The sequence below is a fragment of the Salinivibrio sp. PR932 genome (genome assembly GCF_001996125.1).
Classification (GTDB): Bacteria; Pseudomonadota; Gammaproteobacteria; order Enterobacterales; family Vibrionaceae; genus Salinivibrio; species Salinivibrio proteolyticus.
The window spans coordinates 51,378-66,972 of the sequence record NZ_MUFM01000008.1; the positions used below are offsets into that span (position 1 = coordinate 51,378).

Sequence of the window (15,595 nt, forward strand, 5' to 3'; positions counted from 1 at the left end):
ATCACTTTTGTACAATATTTTTTATTTGTACAAGTTTACTCTGGTTCTTAATGTGCCCTCACGCAGTCCCCTTAACAGCTGCTACGCTTTACCTATCCCTTATCAAAGAGGGAGTCTCAGATTTGTCTCACTATTGATACGACTTGAGTCACTCGTGTCACATACACTTGAAGCCACCATGATATAGCTCTCACGACCATGCCCTTACAGAGAACGACACTAAACATCGATGACCGTCTCTCCATTGCGAAGCGCCCATTTCGACCTCGCGGCCGCGCTATACTCGTGATTGCGATGATCTGCTTTGCTATCCTGATTGCCACTTTTTCCTTATTTAATACCGCACAAGAACAACAACGACTGCGCACCGAGCAGCTATTAAGCGTCGAAGCAAAATCCTTTGCTGACGCGTTAACGCGTCACATGAATGCTCACCTTAATGAACTCAGTGTGCTTGCCAGCGAGATAGAAAAAAACATTCCCTCGACGTACTCGACATGGCAAGCATTAGTGCTAGCCCATCAGGGGAATGACGTTCACTTTCAAGCCTTGTTCTGGGCTGAGTCTGATCGCAAGATTCGTTGGCATTACCCCCAAAGTGACTCAGAAAAGCCCGAGCAATTCCCGTTTGACGTTGTCGGAGACGATAACGCTCAGCTTTCTCATATGGATGTAGAGTCGCTTCATAACTGGCATATTGCGCACCCTATCTATACGCAAAACCGGAATACGCCTGACTACTATCTCGGTGGCACTCTCGATATTGCAGAACATATCAGCCACCTAGCAGCCGATTATCTCGATACATTTCAGAAGCTGACGCTCTACGCTACAAGTGATGGGCGCGCCGTATTCGGGGACATACCACCTAATGGAGTGGCAACAGGACAAGTTGGGCTCACGCTAACCGGCGCTAGCCCCGAGTTTGTCGTCACATTGTGGAACAGCCCTGAATCGGAACACTTTTTATCTTTGCCAATGCTCATTTACATCTCTGGGTTGGTCGTCACGATCTTAGTAGGTATTGCCTTGTATTTAATTGAAATCAATTTGATGGCGAGAAAAGCTGAACAAGCGACCATTGCTCGACTGCAAAATGAAATCGCTCAACGCAAAGACGTTGAAAATCAGCTACATTTTATTGCTAATCATGATCCCCTCACCTATCTGCCAAATCGCCATGCACTGCTTAATCACATTCAGCACACCATTAATAAGACGCTCTCGGCAACGCGTACGCTGTCGCTGATTTGTATCGACATTGATAATATTAAGGAAATCAATGATCTTCATGGCTACCGCATTCACGATGACGTATTAACTACCATCGCCAAACGCTTACAAAATCTATTGCCTCCACAAGCTTATTTAGCCAGAACCAGTGATGAACATTTTGTCATGCTGCGCACCGATCTATCGCCTTTAGAAGCCGAGATACACGCCAAGCAGGTACGCTTGAGTGTAGAAAAAGAATGCCAAGTTCAGGGAGTGACTGTTTTACCTAGCTGCGCGATTGGTGTGGCGTATCGCTATGACACATCTATGCCGGCTCATGAATTACTACGCCACGCCGATACCGCTGCGCATCGAGCACGACAACTCGTGCACCACCGTGTGGTCGTATTTCAAATGGCGATGCGTGACCACCTTCAGCAAAAGCGCGACATCGAATACACCATTCGCAAAGCCATCCAAGGCAATGAATTGATGCTGCATTTTCAGCCTCAGGTTGATTTAAAAACGCAGCGTATCGTCGGCATTGAAGCCTTAGTCCGCTGGCAAGATGAAGGGGGGACTATCATTTCGCCTGACACCATCGTCCGTACTGCTGAAGATACAGGATTGATGCAACAACTGGGGAATTGGATCATTAACAAAGCGCTAGAGCATTATGCCATGCTACTCACTGAGGGTTGCGCACCGCCGATGCTTGCTATTAATGTCTCTGGGCATGAATTTCAAGACAGTTTTCTGGCTGATACGATTTTACAAGCCATCGAACGCCACCAAGTACCAGCAGAGCGCGTGCAAATCGAATTAACCGAGCAAGTGTTTATTGAAAATTTGGAACAAAATCAACAGACATTGCACACGCTCACCGAAGCGGGTATATCACTAGCGATTGATGATTTTGGCACCGGCTATTCATCACTGGCCTATTTGAAACATTTCCCTGTCGATACGGTTAAAATTGATCGCAGCTTTATCGACCAACTCCCCGAATGCAAAGACGATGCAGTGATTTGCCAAGCCGTGATTGGCATGGCGGATCTCTTAGGCTTGAAAGTGGTCGCAGAGGGCGTCGAACACCAAGCCCAAAAGGACTACTTAGCCCAAATCGGCTGTCGTTATATTCAAGGTCACTTGTACTATCCCGCCATGGGCGTCGATCAACTACTTACCTTACTGAAACAGCATACTCCTTACCTACGCTACTCAAATTCATAGTCAAGCAACCAATGCATATGCCCTTTACGACTCCCATCGATGGACGTCATCACAGCCCTGACATAAGGCTTCTTTGCGCTGTTTGGGCCACTGTTTTATCTGATATTCCAACTGCATGGCGGCTTGTTTGCTCATTGCAGGAGATTGCCATACCAGAGAAAGTGGCCCTTTCCCTCGCAACGCACGCGCACCTTTGCCACTGAGATGTTGTTGAAAGCGGCGCTCAACATCCGTCGACACGCCACAATACAAAGCATTGTGCCGCGTACGAACCAAGTAAACGAACCACGACTCGCTCATGTTTTTTTATTTGGATAATAGCGCGTTTAATGCCTCGCGCAGGCTGGCGACCTCTTGCTCAAGCGCATCAACCCGCGCTTCCAATGCATGCTGCGTCCCGTGAGATGGGTTTGGCACCGCGGCGTTATCTAAGCTTAGCTCTAGCGTTTCTGTTTCGGGTCTCATTTCGCTTTCAGCGCTCGCTTCGGTTAATTCACCAAATAAATGGATGTAGCGCGATTCCCGTTTACCCGGCTCACGTGCTAGCTTCATTATCCATTCGGCCTCTATCATGGCACTCAACGTGCTTTCTACTTGCTGCATATCGGCAAATTCACATAACCTTTGCGTCCGTGTGCGCAGCTCACCTGCAGTCTGTGGGCCACGTAACAACAGCACGCAAATAATCGCTTTTTCTTGATCCGTAAACGTCAAATTACCGAAAGGCGTATTACAAAAACGATGCTGATACTTGCAGACACGGCTTCCCATCCCTTCCTGTGGGCTGATAAGACGTGCATCGATAAGCGAATTTACGACGTCTAACACGTCGGCGTCGGTGAGCGCATAGACAGGCTCTCGATTACTTTTTTGATTTACCGCTGTCGTGAGTGCATTTAAGGTCAGTGGATAGTAGTCAGGCGTAGTCACTTCTTTTTCCAGCAAGCAACCGATGACACGTTGTTGATAGGGCGTTAATAGCATTGACATGATCCATGTCCTCATCGAGATAATAATCGTGTTATAGCAAGTTGGGCATAGCCGAGCAATTGCGCTCCAACTAAGTGCTGAATAATTCGGCACAAACAGGCACACAGACTGGTATCAGGATCACATGTTAGTCAGGCTTGAGTGAAAAGATCGCGACACATAGCCTGACACCAGATGATATACTGGTAGGAAATGGATTGTGGAGTACAAACTATGGGCCTGTTTCGTTCAACCCCAAACCGTAACCTTGGTTTGTCAATCGTGGCAAAAAACTGCAAGGTTGTTGGTGATATTGAGCTTGACGGAGATATCCAAATTGATGGCTTTGGTGAAGGCAATATCACTCAGGCTAATGCCGTGGTTATCTCAGCAACCGGACACTTCCGCGGTACGATTCATGCCAAGCATATTACGATTAACGGTTTGGTTGAAGGACAATGCGAAGCCGATGCGATTGACATTCTCTCGCAAGGTAAAATGAAAGGCGTGCTCAATACCGAGCAGCTCACCATTGAGAAAGGCGGCTTGCTCGCAGGTGAAAACCGTGCCACCTTGGCCACCGATACCGTCGTGCCACTGGACGACCAAACACGCAGTGAGCGTACAGAGAATAACGAAAAGAAAGACCGAAAAGCCGCAAGTCGCTCATAACGACGTGGGCTTAGCATAAAAAGTGAAGGAGAGTCGGTGCATGTCCGATACCAGCAGTACCAATATGAGTTTTGACGAGTTTTCCCCAGAACTGCAAAGCGTGATTCGTTATGAAAATGCTCCTGAAGCCATGTACACGATGATAGCCTCAGTTCATGACGCGGCAGAGCCTAGTGTGCGTGAAGCATGGGAAAAGCTCCCTGCTAGTGCGCAAAATGTGCTCGACAGTTTCGACCAGTTTCATGCTTTGGTGGCAATCAGCCAAAGTTATGTCGGGATTGATACGCTCAACGAATTGCAAAACGTCAAACTCGATGACATGTCCGAAGACGAGCAAGAGAACTACAAAGCACAGGTACTGGACGATGTGCTTAAACGTTGCGTTAAAGACTTATCCAAGCAATTAAAACAGGCGCGTTTAAAACCCGCGCTCAAGCGCGAGTTTCAATCTATCTTTCAAGTACAGTAATGCTCACACAGTAAGTCCATCGCACGATAATAAAATAAGGGCCAGTATTATACGCTGGCCCTTTTCTTTTTAAGCGCTCTTACGCTGCTGTTTTGCGCCTCGTCTGGCTCTTACTGCGCCCGCTAGCTGACGTAGAGTTAGCTCGGTGTCTTCCCAGCCAATACACCCATCGGTGATGCTTTGTCCATAAGTGAGCGACTGCCCTTCAATCAGATCTTGGCGCCCCTCAATCAGATGACTTTCAATCATGACGCCAAAGATTGCGTCATTGCCGCCAGCAATTTGTCCCGCCACATCGTTGCAAACTTCTTTTTGCTTTTGATACTGCTTGCTACTGTTCGCGTGGCTAAAATCAATCATTACCTTTTGGCGCAGCCCGGCGCCTGCAAGCGATGAACAGATCTGATCAACATCTGTTGCGCTATAGTTCGGCGCCTTGCCGCCACGAAGGATCAGGTGGCAATCATCGTTTCCTGCCGTTGCAACGATAGCAGAATGGCCGTATTTGGTTACCGATAAGAACTGATGCGGCGCGCTTGCTGAGCGAATAGCATCCGTCGCAATCTTAATATTGCCATCCGTACCGTTCTTAAAACCAACCGGGCACGACAAGCCTGATGCCAACTCACGATGCACTTGAGACTCAGTGGTACGCGCACCAATAGCGCCCCAACTGATTAAATCGGCCATGTATTGCGGCGTGATCATATCGAGGAATTCGCCTGCCGCCGGTAGGCCCATATTGGCAATATCAAGGAGGAGTTCTCTTCCTAAACGCAGGCCATCGTTAATCTTGAAACTGTTGTCTAGATAAGGGTCATTAATCAGGCCTTTCCAACCCACCGTCGTGCGCGGCTTTTCAAAATAAACGCGCATCACCACTTCCAAATCATCATTAAGCTCTTCTCGGAGAGCTTTGAGCTTGCTGGCATATTCTTTGGCAGCATTTGGATCGTGAATGGAGCAAGGGCCGACTACGACCACCAATCTATCGTCTTCGTCATTCAAAATATGATGAATAGATTGACGTGCATCGAACACGGTCTTCTCTGCTATCTCTGTAGCGGGGAATTTTTCTAATACAGCGATCGGTGGCAGCAACTCTTTAATTTGTTGAATTCTTACATCATCTGTCGGGTGTACACTCATGGGCTTAATCCTGTGCTTGCATGCAGCTTCATCGGGCTGCTTTTTCTTCATGAGCCTTTACGCTAACGTGAACACCGCCATGGTGCAAATATTTTTTTACGAAAAAAACATAGATAATTTTAGGATTAAACTTGCAGTTTCAATTTAACTTAAAATCACATATCGAACTAACAACCTGATAAACCAAAGTTGCACAGTACGATCTATGTTCTTTAAACTAGGCCCTAATTATTAAGGAGTAACCTAGTGCACTATCTAACTAAGTTTGGCTTCATATCAGCGCTGCTGTTCTCATCAGCAGCAGGAGCGACGAATTTTAACTATAACTACCTTCAATTTGACGTCCTCTCAAACCCCGGAGGGTTAGGCGCTTCGACCAAATTCGTAATCGCTGACGGCGCTCACCTTGTCGCGAGAGGTGACTCACAGTTTGAAGGCGACTGGTTTTCCTCTGTCGGAGCTGGTTTTCATGCTCCCATCAATGACTTTGTCGATATCTACGGAGAAATTGAAGGAGCTTGGCTAAAACGCCCCGAAGCGCCCCACTATGAGACAGGTGAATTAACAACAGTTATAGGTGGAGGGCTTAGAGCATGGGTAGCTCCATCTTTTGAAGCAGATACATACATAGGCTCGATTATTTTCGACAAAGATGACAGTAAAAGTATCGTTGAACTTGGTGGCCGCTTTCATTCAACAGAGACACTTTCACTCGGTGCGACGTGGCGGGCAAACGGTCTTGAAGAAAATAGGTTGATTTTTTCAGTCAGATACCTGTATTAATAGGCCACGGTCATCCACCCTATTCTTTCCTACTCTGGGTGACCGTGTCAGTGTGACCTCTCTCACTGGCTTTATCGCTATATTAAACTAACTTTATGTGAGATACGTATGCCACCTATGAAGGTGGTGTGTGTCTTGTGTGCGTGGTGATAAAACCCATGTCAGGACGTTCGCCGTCATTGTGCGTGGGAACTGTCGGAGGGTAAAACGATGGTGATGACTCAACGTATTGATGAATTTGAAAGAAAAATTCAAGAGGCCTATCAAGAAGGTAATATCGAAACCGCACATCGCTTGGAAGAGCAAGTGTCGATGTTACGTCGACGGCTTACAAAACCGGCTGCGGATTTTAAAGCCGCGAGCCAAGTTGAAGATTTTCATGAGGTAGCAGACGGCGATTACTACGACAACTAACCTCACTTCCCTCTTCAGTACGCGCCTATTCAGTGCGCGATAAATAACAAAGCCTTCTCAAAAGAGAAGGCTTTTTTACTGACAGAATGAGATTTTAAAGGGCCTAGTCAGCAAGTTATCTCGTGAGGCGCTTATTGCGCGGCACGTTCGCGGCGCACAATCCACGCAGCAGCAGTGATAAAAGCAACGACCAATGCAGTTTCCACAGCGTTTCCTATTAATAGTCAATGAATCTTGTATGCAGCCGTCTACTGCACACTCCAACCCGCATTTGCTTAACCATCAAGCAACGATTGCTGCACAGTGTACGTAATATGTAATTAAATTGCTGCAAAAAAGCACAGTTTCACCAAAGAAAAGTGAGATTTTTGGGCATCATAGCGCTAAGCAATACAAAGTTTCATTGGTGTACAAAATTTAGTGATATACAGCGAATATCTTTCTGATTGTAGCTAGCCGCCGGCATAATAGATAAAACAAAGGAGGGATACCCCTCCTTTTGTTCGATAAGCCGTATTTTGCTCTATTCTGGTTTAGGTTTTTTCCGCATCATGGGCGTATCGCCAGCAGGCACATTGTTATAAAAGCTCTTATCGCGTTTCTTAGGTGCTTTCGGCTTCGCCTTTTGAGTTGGCTTTTTACGTTTCGCAGGCCCTTTCGACTGAGGCTTGGCCGACTTTTTCTCTTTGAAACCTTTAAATTTACCCGTTAGGCCCTCAATCGCAGTGAAAGATAAGCTCAAACGCAAAAAAGCTTCAATGTTTTTAAAGCTTCGCCAGTCTTTCGGGCCAACCAATGAATAAGCCAAACCTTGATGCCCAGCTCGCCCTGTACGCCCCACACGGTGAATATATTCTTCCGCATGCTTCGGTAAATCAAAGTTGATCACCATAGAAACGTTAAGCAAGTCCAGACCACGGGATGCCACATCCGTAGTGACCAAGACATCATGAAGGCCGCGCTCAAACTCATCCATAATACGATTACGAGATGACTGGTTAAGCTCACCGCTCAAGGCAATGGCTTTATAGCCGGCTTGGTTAAATCTCTCCGCAAGACGCTCAGTGTCTGCGCGCGTTGCGGTAAAGACCATCACTTGTTTGTGCGCATTAGCTTCCATTAAGTGATCCAATAGCGCATGCTTGTGATCAAGATGATCACTCAGTACAAAATGCTGTTCAATGTCACTATGTAGCGTATGCGTTTCTCCCGCCGCAATGCGTTTAGGGGACTTAAGCAGCCCTGCAGCCATGTCTGTCACTTGCTGATGGTCCAGCGTCGCAGAAAACATGAGCGTTTGGCGTAAACGATGGTTGGCTTGCTCGTTAATGGCATCTAATTGCGCCTTGAATCCAAGATCGAGCATACGATCGGCTTCATCAAGGATCAGCATTTCCAATCCAGCTAACGACAAGTGATGCTGTTTCAGATGATCGGCAAGACGCCCAGGCGTGGCCACAACGAAAGTGGGTGACTGACGGAAAACTTTCGCTTGCTCGTTAAAGTTTTCCCCCCCCAATACCAATGCGGCTTTATGGGGTGTACCACTGGTCAGCATACGCAATTGCCCATACACTTGCTTTGCCAACTCTCGTGTTGGCGCGAGCACCAAAACACGTGGGTCGCGACGACTGAGAGGTTTAGTACGTAGCACGCGCTGCATCGCCGGCAATAAAAAAGCCAGCGTTTTCCCTGAGCCCGTTTTTGAGGAGGCCAACAGATCCTTCCCGGCCATAACAACAGGAATCGCCTGTCGCTGGATATCGGTTGGCTTTTCAAATCCACGGTGGGCAATGAGCGACAGTAAACGTCTATCTAATCCCAGATCGTCAAATTGCAAGGTATTACTCCAATGGTATTTCTATGACAAAGCGCGCAGTAGCGCCATTTAAGGTCGCGAATGCTACCATACTTTACAACAAAACACTGCACTAAAAACGGGTGCAACACGCGTTGAGGATAGGGATGAAAGAGACAATTTACCACCAATGGAAACGCCTGTCGTTGGTAGAGACACAAACCGTATTGCCGGATGGGCGTCCTCATCGGCATCATGTCATTCGCCATCCAGCCGCGGCAGTCATTTTACCCATACTTGAGGATGGCCGCCTTGTGTTGCTCAATCAATTTCGACCCGCGGTTAATCAATGGTTGCTGGAAGCGCCCGCTGGGACTTTAGAGCGTGATGAATGCCCGCTAGAAGGTGCAAAGCGTGAGCTTGAAGAGGAAACGGGCTACCAAGCCACGTCGTGGTACTCGCTGGGCTCTGCACTCCCTGTGCCTGGATTTTGTGATGAAGTTCAGCACTTCTATCTGGCTTCTGGCCTCACCCAGACTGAAATGAATCTGGATGATGATGAGTTTATCCAACTCCGTCTGATGACCGTGGCCGAAGCAAGAGCACGCATTGCGGCAGGAGAGATAAACGACAACAAGACCGTTGCCCTTATTGCACGTGCTGATTATCAAGGTTTACTGCCACAGCCTCAATCTTAGCTATCCACTCCGCATTGTTGTTAATGAAATGTTGACGCCGCAGTGTAGCAACGAGTAGCTTGAACAGGTATGACCAGATTAACAAGGAGTGTGTATGTTTTCTTCCCCTTTGGCGCGCGCTAATCAGCACCTTTCGCTGTTTGGGTTTCTCAAAGTTCCTATGATTGGTTGGTGTCGGCCCAAGATTCTTGCCATTGACGATCAGCACGTACAGATGAGAATCCCATTAGGACGCCGGACTAAAAACCACCTAAACAGCATGTATTTTGGCGCGCTAGCAGTAGGTGCCGATGTGGCTGGCGGTTTTCTTGCCATGGCGATGGCCGAGCAACACGGGATTAAAATCAGTCTCGCTTTCAAAGCAGTCACGGCAGATTTTCATAAGCGCCCAGAAGACGATGTGATTTTTACCTGCCTCGATGGGCAAAAAATCCAAGCCATGATCCGCGAAACCATCGAAACCGGTGAGCGTGTCAACCAGCCTGTCACCATTGTGGCTACCTGCCCCACGCTTCATGGCGATGAGCCGATGGCAACCTTTGACTTAACCCTATCCCTCAAGCAAATTAGTTAGTTTCTCTTTATTTATCGTAAAGCAGCCTTACCGTTTCGGTAAGCTGCTTTGCCATGCCAACTCAACCTCTTACGCTCTCTTTTTGGCAATCAAATAGTTACATTTAGCATCCGGTTTGAGTGTGACTGCTCTATAAAAGTCTTACTCAGCATATTGACATTTAACTATCGCGCTTCTGATGCCCCTTAGCGACGTAATTCACCGAGTTATTAACTGTTTTTGTGGATAGTTCTGCAGTTATCCACAGCCTCAACCTTGAGACACTGACATAAAAAAAGCACCGCGGTTGCGGTGCTTAGTCGTATCAGGCATTACGGTGATAATGGATTTGATAAAAAATCCGATACAGTACAGGCACCACAATCAGTGTTAGCACGGTCGCAAAGCCCAATCCAAACATGATAGTCACTGCCATTGGGCGGAAAAATACATCCGGTAACAACGGCAGCATCCCTAAAATGGTCGTCACCGCAGCCATACAAACCGGACGAACACGACTTACTGCCGCGTCCACGACCGCTTGGTAGCGCTGTTTGCCACTGGCAACCTCTATATTGATTTGGTCAATCAATACAATCCCATTTTTCAGCAGCATACCACTTAGGCTCAAGAAGCCGAGTAATGCCATAAATCCGAACGGCGTATTCAGTAAGAGCAGACCCGTGGTCACCCCGACAACTGCAAGCGGCACGGTTAACCAAACAATTAACGACTCTTTCACCGAGTTAAACAGCAGTATGGTTACCAAGAACATAAAGAGGTAACCCAGAGGCATAATACTAAACAGCCCTTCCTTCGCTTCTGTGGATGACTCATGCTCACCGCCCCATTCAATACGGTAGCCCTCAGGAAGAGGAATCGACTCAATATCACTGCGGACCCGCGTCAATAAAGTTGCCGCCGTGACGCCACCCAATGGATCGGGGTCAGCCATCACGGTTAGCATGCGTTTGCGATTTTTACGCATGATGATGGGGTCTTCCCAACGAAGGTCATAGTCGAGGATCACCTGTTGCAAAGGAATATAATCTTTCAGCACAGGGCTCCAGATCTTCATCCCTTCGAGGGTATTAATATTGACGCGCTCCTCATCCGGCAAGCGGGCCACAATGGGCATTAAATTGGTGCCATCACGATACACGCCAATACGTTTGCCACTGAAGGTCATGGTTAAAAGATCGTCCACGTCTTTTTTGGTAATCCCGTAGCGACGCGCTTGGCTCTCGTTAAACTCAGGTTCGAGCACTTTGGTACGTTCGCGCCAATCATGACGAATATTGACGGCATCTGGGTCTTGATGAAGACGCGCTTCCACCTGCTTAGCAATAGCTCGCAATTCCGTCGGCTCAGGTCCGATAATCCGCGCTTCAATTTTTGACCCCGAAGCCGGCCCTAAAGTGATCGGTTTGAGCTTAAGTTGAACATTCGGATATTGCTGCTGAATATGTGCACGCACCAGTCCCATCGTGGGTTTTACATGGGCATACTCATCCACACGGACGATCAGCTCACCATACGCGGCGTAAGTTTTCTCTGGTGAATAGGTCAACATAAAGCGCTGAGACCCTTTCCCAGCACTGGTCGATACATAGCTCACCCCTTCTTGTTCACTCAACCAGCTTGAGACATCATCCAAGGTGCCTTGGGTCGCCCGAATATCTGTCCCTTCAGGCAGCCACAAATCCACCATGAACATCGGTGTGGTTGAGTCAGGGAAGAAAGATTGTTTCAGATGGCTAAACCCGTAAACACTGGCTCCCAGCGCAATGACCATGACAACTAGAGTCAGATAGGCATGATGCATACAAAACGATAAGAATCGTTTATAAATCACAAACAGCACGCCATTGTAGGGATCCGATTGCTCATCGTCCTCGGAGACGGTGGTTTCTTTGAAAAACATGCTGGCAAAAAAGGGCGTCAGCGTAATGGCTGTAAACCAACTGAGCATCAAGGAGATCAGCAGAACCGTAAACAAGGTGCCGCAATACTCACCGGTTGCATCTTCAGATAAACCAATCGGCGCAAACGCTGTAACCGCAATCACGGTCGCCCCCAACAAAGGCCACTTGGTCTGAGTGACAATATCGTGCGCGGCCTGCATTCGCGTTCGGCCGCGTTTTAAGCCGACTAATATACCTTCAACCACCACAATGGCGTTATCCACCAGCATGCCAAGCGCAATGACCAAGGCACCGAGTGAAACACGCTGTAAATTAATATCGAAGTAGCGCATAAACACGAACGTGCCCAGCACGGTTAGCAGTAACACCAAGCCAATTAAAAGGCCCGAGCGCAGTCCCATAAAAAAGAGCAACACGATAATAACGATCGCCACCGCTTGCCCAAGACTAGACACAAAACCGCTGACCGAGTTGTCGACTTCATCGGGCTGGTTATACACATGATGCACTTGAATACCAACGGGCTGATTATCATTGAGCTCCGCCAAACGTTTATCGACGTTCTTCCCAACTTCCACCACATTGACGCCATCCGCGAATGAAATACCCACTTGCAGCGCCTGCTGACCGTTATAAGACAGCACTTGGCTAGGGACTTCTTGGTATCCCCGTTTTACATCCGCAACGTCGCGCAGATAAATCAGCCCTTGTGAGCCCGCTTCGGTGAGGATCAAGTTGCCCAATTCATCCACAGACGAGAACTCGCCGGTAGGGTGAATACGAATATACTCATCCCCCACTCGTACAGCTCCCGCATTGCTCACCAGGTTTTGGGTTGCCAGCAGGTTAAATAAGGTATTAGGAGAAATACCCAAGCTGCTCAAACGCTGAATCGACACCTCGATAAAGACTTGTTCCTGTTGCGTACCCGTCACTTGTACTTTGCCCACCCCTTGGACTAATTCAAGCTCACGACGCAAATAATCCACATAGTCTTTAAGCTCGCTATAGCTATATCCGTCACCGGTTATCGCCAATAAAATTCCGTACACATCACCAAAGTCATCCATCACTTGTGGCGGGTTCACGCCGGGAGGAAGTTGTCCCCGTGCATCGTTCACTTTTCGGCGCAGCTCATCCCATATCTGGGGAAGATCATCGGAACGATATTTGGGTTTCATTTTAACCGTGATCTGTGAAAGGCCACGACTGGAAATAGAGCGAACTTCATCGACATAGGTAAGCTGCTGTACCGCTTTTTCAAGCGGATAAGTGACCTCTTCTTCAACCTGCTGCGGCGTTGCACCAGGATAGCTGGTGATGACCATTGCATCTTTAATGGTAAAGGCCGGATCCTCTAAACGCCCTAGCCCCAAAAACGCGATGGTACCCCCAATCAAAAAGATCAGTGTAATCATCCAACTGATAACTTTGTTTTGAATAAAATAACCTGCCACGCCTTGCTTCATGATCTCTTTTCCTCTTGTGACGCGAGCTGTACGGTTTGCCCATCGGCCAGTTGATTCGCGCCGTCAACAACAATGCGATCACCCTGTTTCAACCCTTCAACCACTTCAATCCGGTGACCGTGAATGCGCCCCATCTCAATCTGCTGCTTGTGCACGGTATTGTCCTCAGCATTCAAGAGCCATACATAACTGTGCTCGCGATCAAGCGGGTCACCATCTTGGTTAAACACCGCTTCTATCGGTATAGAGAGCCCTGTACGGGTTAACTGCAAGCCTTGACGAGAAATACTGACTTGAACGGGCATACCATCGAGAATGAATTGTTGCTCTGGCATCGGCATCGTTAAGGTCACCACAAAGGCACCGCTTTGCGGATCCGGCTCGGCGGTATATTCGTCGATCGACGCCTTGAAGGTATTGCCTTGTTGGGTAATCACTTCGGGGACCAATCGCGTTTGCACCGATTGCGTGTTTACACCGGCATTGCGACTAAACAAAATATCAGGGACTTGAATACGAATGTCGGCACGTGTGGCATCGTGGATATTCATGATCGCTTGCCCAGGGGCAATGGTTTCAAATGGCTCCACACTGACACGAGAGATAACGCCATTTTCCGGTGCTTTCAGCTCAACGTAAGATAAATGCAGCTTCGCGAGTGCCAATTCTGCTTGCGCAATTTCGCGCTGTGCTTTTAGCTCATCAAATTGTGATTGAGCCAGCATACCTTGTTCAACCAAGGGTGCCGAGCGACGATATTGAGCATCCGCGACATCAAAGCGCGCACTGGCGTTCTCGACCGCTAAGCGATAGTCCGTTGGTTCAAGTCGCGCCAGTACATCGCCTTTCTTGACCAGATCACCCGCTTTTACGTTAATTTGCTGCACCTCACCGGGAACCCGAAACGCTAACGTTGCTTTATCTGCCGCGGCGGCCACCGCAGGGAAAGTAATACGTTCATCTTGTTGCTGATGGTGCACCGTAAAGGTTGTCACCACCGGCGTTGTCACCTCGCGAGGAGCTGACTCAGGCTGGCACGCCGAAAGGAGCAATACACCGAGCCAAATACCCAAGAGTTTTGTGATTGCTTTCATAGTCCACGCTCCTTCACCCAAGCTCGTACCCGATCGCCCTCTTGAAGCGCACTCGCGCCTGTCGCGACAATCACATCGCCATTTCCAAGGCCTTCGCTCACTTTGCCATCCTCTAAACGAATGGGCGTGAAAGACACAACACCTTGCGGGTCGACTCGCCAGACACCAAGATTTTCCCCTTTCTTGATCATTGCAGAGGCAGGAATGGAGGTCTCTGTATCTGTCGGTATGGTGACACTCACCTTCGCTGCCATTCCCGGCAAGACATTCACGGCTTGTGGCCGCATCAAGCTCACTGTGACGCGATAAGACGCTGTTTTCGTGTCCGCTTCTGTATCCATTTCCTTAAGCTGGGCAGGAAAGCGACGGTCGCCATACGCATCAAACGTCACAAATGGCGTTAACTGCTCCGCTTGCTGACTAAAATAATGGAAGTAACGCTCAGGTAACTGAAAGCTGACATTGATAATATCTTTCGACTGAATGTGGAGAACGGGCTCTTGAGCTCGGGCAAACTCATTGACCTCTTTCATTCGCAAAGACACGGTACCGGAATAAGGTGCTTTTAGCTGCGTATAATTCACATTCGTCTGCGCTTGCTCTAAACCCGCAGCTGCTTCACTCAAGGCGGAGCGCGCTTCGTCAAAGCGCTGCTCAGATATGACTTTGTCGTTATGTAGACGTTCTGCGCGATTGAACTGCACCTGAGCAAGCTGATACTGTGCCTTGGCCTTGTCTAGCTGCAGACGATATTGCTGGCTATCTAGCTCCGCTAAGCTATCGCCTTGATTCACATCCATACCTGCTTTCACCGGCATGCTCTCTATCACGCCTGATACACGAAAGGAGAGTAATGCCTTGTCATCGGCTTCAACTTGGGCGGGAAATTGACGGGTAATCCCTTCATGACCGATAGCTACCGTCAACAGCTTAGCGGGCCGAGCTGGCGTATCGGACGGTGCAGAGGTCGCCTGGTCCCCACAGCCACTAAGTAGCAAGGTGGCGGCGCAAACCATCACAGCACTTTTGTTCATCTGCCTTTCCTCACAATAAAACCTAGTACTCGACTCGAGAGGCAAGCACTAGGTGTTTGATTGGTCTTTATTTTTTAATCTAAGTTGACACGTTATCCATGCTAACGAGCATGACGGGAT

At 48.3% G+C, this 15,595-nt stretch carries 14 protein-coding genes; 7 read left to right on the top strand and 7 right to left on the bottom strand.

The features are described 5' to 3' along the window. Nucleotides 1–198: 198 nt before the first annotated feature. Nucleotides 199–2,448 carry a putative bifunctional diguanylate cyclase/phosphodiesterase gene (locus BZG84_RS05775; RefSeq protein ID WP_077678032.1) on the top strand — a complete coding sequence of 750 codons (2,250 nt, stop codon included), beginning with the start codon at nt 199–201 and terminating at the stop codon, nt 2,446–2,448. A gap of 24 nt (nt 2,449–2,472) precedes the next feature. On the opposite strand, the gene BZG84_RS05780 is transcribed toward BZG84_RS05775, so the two are convergent. Then, nucleotides 2,473–2,748 (bottom strand): GIY-YIG nuclease family protein, encoded by a 276-nt coding sequence (locus tag BZG84_RS05780; RefSeq protein ID WP_069586450.1) that lies wholly within the window; start codon nt 2,746–2,748, stop codon nt 2,473–2,475. A 6-nt stretch (nt 2,749–2,754) separates the two neighbouring features. Next, nucleotides 2,755–3,438, bottom strand: coding sequence for a YceH family protein (locus BZG84_RS05785; RefSeq protein ID WP_077480032.1), 684 nt, complete (start codon nt 3,436–3,438; stop codon nt 2,755–2,757). Nucleotides 3,439–3,651: 213 nt separating this feature from the next. Here BZG84_RS05785 and BZG84_RS05790 point away from each other — a divergent pair, with 213 nt between their 5' ends. Together BZG84_RS05790 and BZG84_RS05795 are read left to right on the top strand one after the other, a co-directional pair. Next, nucleotides 3,652–4,089, top strand: coding sequence for a bactofilin family protein (locus BZG84_RS05790; protein WP_077457476.1), 438 nt, complete (start codon nt 3,652–3,654; stop codon nt 4,087–4,089). Between the two features lie 40 nt (nt 4,090–4,129). Then, the gene (locus BZG84_RS05795; RefSeq protein WP_077480031.1) at nt 4,130–4,558 is read left to right on the top strand and encodes a DUF3069 domain-containing protein; all 429 of its coding nucleotides are present in this window, start codon (nt 4,130–4,132) and stop codon (nt 4,556–4,558) included. Nucleotides 4,559–4,627: 69 nt separating this feature from the next. Here BZG84_RS05795 and aroG read toward each other — a convergent pair whose 3' ends face one another. Then, nucleotides 4,628–5,707 carry a 3-deoxy-7-phosphoheptulonate synthase AroG gene (aroG, locus tag BZG84_RS05800; protein ID WP_077662422.1) on the bottom strand — a complete coding sequence of 360 codons (1,080 nt, stop codon included), beginning with the start codon at nt 5,705–5,707 and terminating at the stop codon, nt 4,628–4,630. Between the two features lie 246 nt (nt 5,708–5,953). Here aroG and BZG84_RS05805 point away from each other — a divergent pair, with 246 nt between their 5' ends. Together BZG84_RS05805 and BZG84_RS05810 are read left to right on the top strand one after the other, a co-directional pair. Next, on the top strand, nt 5,954–6,490 hold the full coding sequence (locus tag BZG84_RS05805; protein ID WP_077480029.1) for a hypothetical protein: 537 nt from the start codon (nt 5,954–5,956) through the stop codon (nt 6,488–6,490). 216 nt (nt 6,491–6,706) lie between these two features. Next, complete coding sequence (locus BZG84_RS05810; RefSeq protein ID WP_131825065.1) at nt 6,707–6,904, top strand: hypothetical protein; 198 nt, start codon at nt 6,707–6,709, stop codon at nt 6,902–6,904. A gap of 523 nt (nt 6,905–7,427) precedes the next feature. Here BZG84_RS05810 and BZG84_RS05815 read toward each other — a convergent pair. Beyond that, nucleotides 7,428–8,744, bottom strand: coding sequence for a DEAD/DEAH box helicase (locus BZG84_RS05815; RefSeq protein WP_077678033.1), 1,317 nt, complete (start codon nt 8,742–8,744; stop codon nt 7,428–7,430). Between the two features lie 125 nt (nt 8,745–8,869). Between BZG84_RS05815 and BZG84_RS05820 the strand changes: the two genes are divergently transcribed. Beyond that, nucleotides 8,870–9,400 (top strand): NUDIX hydrolase, encoded by a 531-nt coding sequence (locus BZG84_RS05820; RefSeq protein ID WP_077480027.1) that lies wholly within the window; start codon nt 8,870–8,872, stop codon nt 9,398–9,400. A gap of 94 nt (nt 9,401–9,494) precedes the next feature. Next, the gene (locus BZG84_RS05825; RefSeq protein ID WP_077457486.1) at nt 9,495–9,974 is read left to right on the top strand and encodes a PaaI family thioesterase; all 480 of its coding nucleotides are present in this window, start codon (nt 9,495–9,497) and stop codon (nt 9,972–9,974) included. Between the two features lie 304 nt (nt 9,975–10,278). Here the strand turns inward: BZG84_RS05825 and BZG84_RS05830 are convergent, their stop codons facing one another. The 3 genes from BZG84_RS05830 to BZG84_RS05840 are packed head-to-tail and all read right to left on the bottom strand — an operon-like array spanning nt 10,279 to nt 15,475. Next, nucleotides 10,279–13,347: an efflux RND transporter permease subunit gene (locus tag BZG84_RS05830; RefSeq protein ID WP_077678034.1), complete on the bottom strand. Its 3,069-nt coding sequence runs from the start codon at nt 13,345–13,347 to the stop codon at nt 10,279–10,281. After that, on the bottom strand, nt 13,344–14,441 hold the full coding sequence (locus tag BZG84_RS05835; protein ID WP_077480025.1) for an efflux RND transporter periplasmic adaptor subunit: 1,098 nt from the start codon (nt 14,439–14,441) through the stop codon (nt 13,344–13,346). Before BZG84_RS05835 ends, BZG84_RS05830 begins: the two co-directional genes overlap by 4 nt. Continuing rightward, complete coding sequence (locus BZG84_RS05840) at nt 14,438–15,475, bottom strand: efflux RND transporter periplasmic adaptor subunit (RefSeq protein WP_241825758.1); 1,038 nt, start codon at nt 15,473–15,475, stop codon at nt 14,438–14,440. The genes BZG84_RS05835 and BZG84_RS05840 overlap by 4 nt, the downstream gene beginning before the upstream one ends. Nucleotides 15,476–15,595 lie beyond the last annotated feature (120 nt).

Excerpts from the sequence above, each read along its gene's own strand:
- BZG84_RS05795 (WP_077480031.1), top strand. The coding sequence starts at position 4,130 with ATGTCCGATACCAGCAGTACCAATATGAGTTTTGACGAGTTTTCCCCA.
- aroG (WP_077662422.1), bottom strand. The coding sequence starts at position 5,707 with ATGAGTGTACACCCGACAGATGATGTAAGAATTCAACAAATTAAAGAG.
- BZG84_RS05775 (WP_077678032.1), top strand. The coding sequence starts at position 199 with ATGCCCTTACAGAGAACGACACTAAACATCGATGACCGTCTCTCCATT.
- BZG84_RS05790 (WP_077457476.1), top strand. The coding sequence starts at position 3,652 with ATGGGCCTGTTTCGTTCAACCCCAAACCGTAACCTTGGTTTGTCAATC.
- BZG84_RS05785 (WP_077480032.1), bottom strand. The coding sequence starts at position 3,438 with ATGTCAATGCTATTAACGCCCTATCAACAACGTGTCATCGGTTGCTTG.
- BZG84_RS05820 (WP_077480027.1), top strand. The coding sequence starts at position 8,870 with ATGAAAGAGACAATTTACCACCAATGGAAACGCCTGTCGTTGGTAGAG.
- BZG84_RS05825 (WP_077457486.1), top strand. The coding sequence starts at position 9,495 with ATGTTTTCTTCCCCTTTGGCGCGCGCTAATCAGCACCTTTCGCTGTTT.
- BZG84_RS05780 (WP_069586450.1), bottom strand. The coding sequence starts at position 2,748 with ATGAGCGAGTCGTGGTTCGTTTACTTGGTTCGTACGCGGCACAATGCT.
- BZG84_RS05830 (WP_077678034.1), bottom strand. The coding sequence starts at position 13,347 with ATGAAGCAAGGCGTGGCAGGTTATTTTATTCAAAACAAAGTTATCAGT.
- BZG84_RS05840 (WP_241825758.1), bottom strand. The coding sequence starts at position 15,475 with ATGAACAAAAGTGCTGTGATGGTTTGCGCCGCCACCTTGCTACTTAGT.
- BZG84_RS05835 (WP_077480025.1), bottom strand. The coding sequence starts at position 14,441 with ATGAAAGCAATCACAAAACTCTTGGGTATTTGGCTCGGTGTATTGCTC.
- BZG84_RS05810 (WP_131825065.1), top strand. The coding sequence starts at position 6,707 with ATGACTCAACGTATTGATGAATTTGAAAGAAAAATTCAAGAGGCCTAT.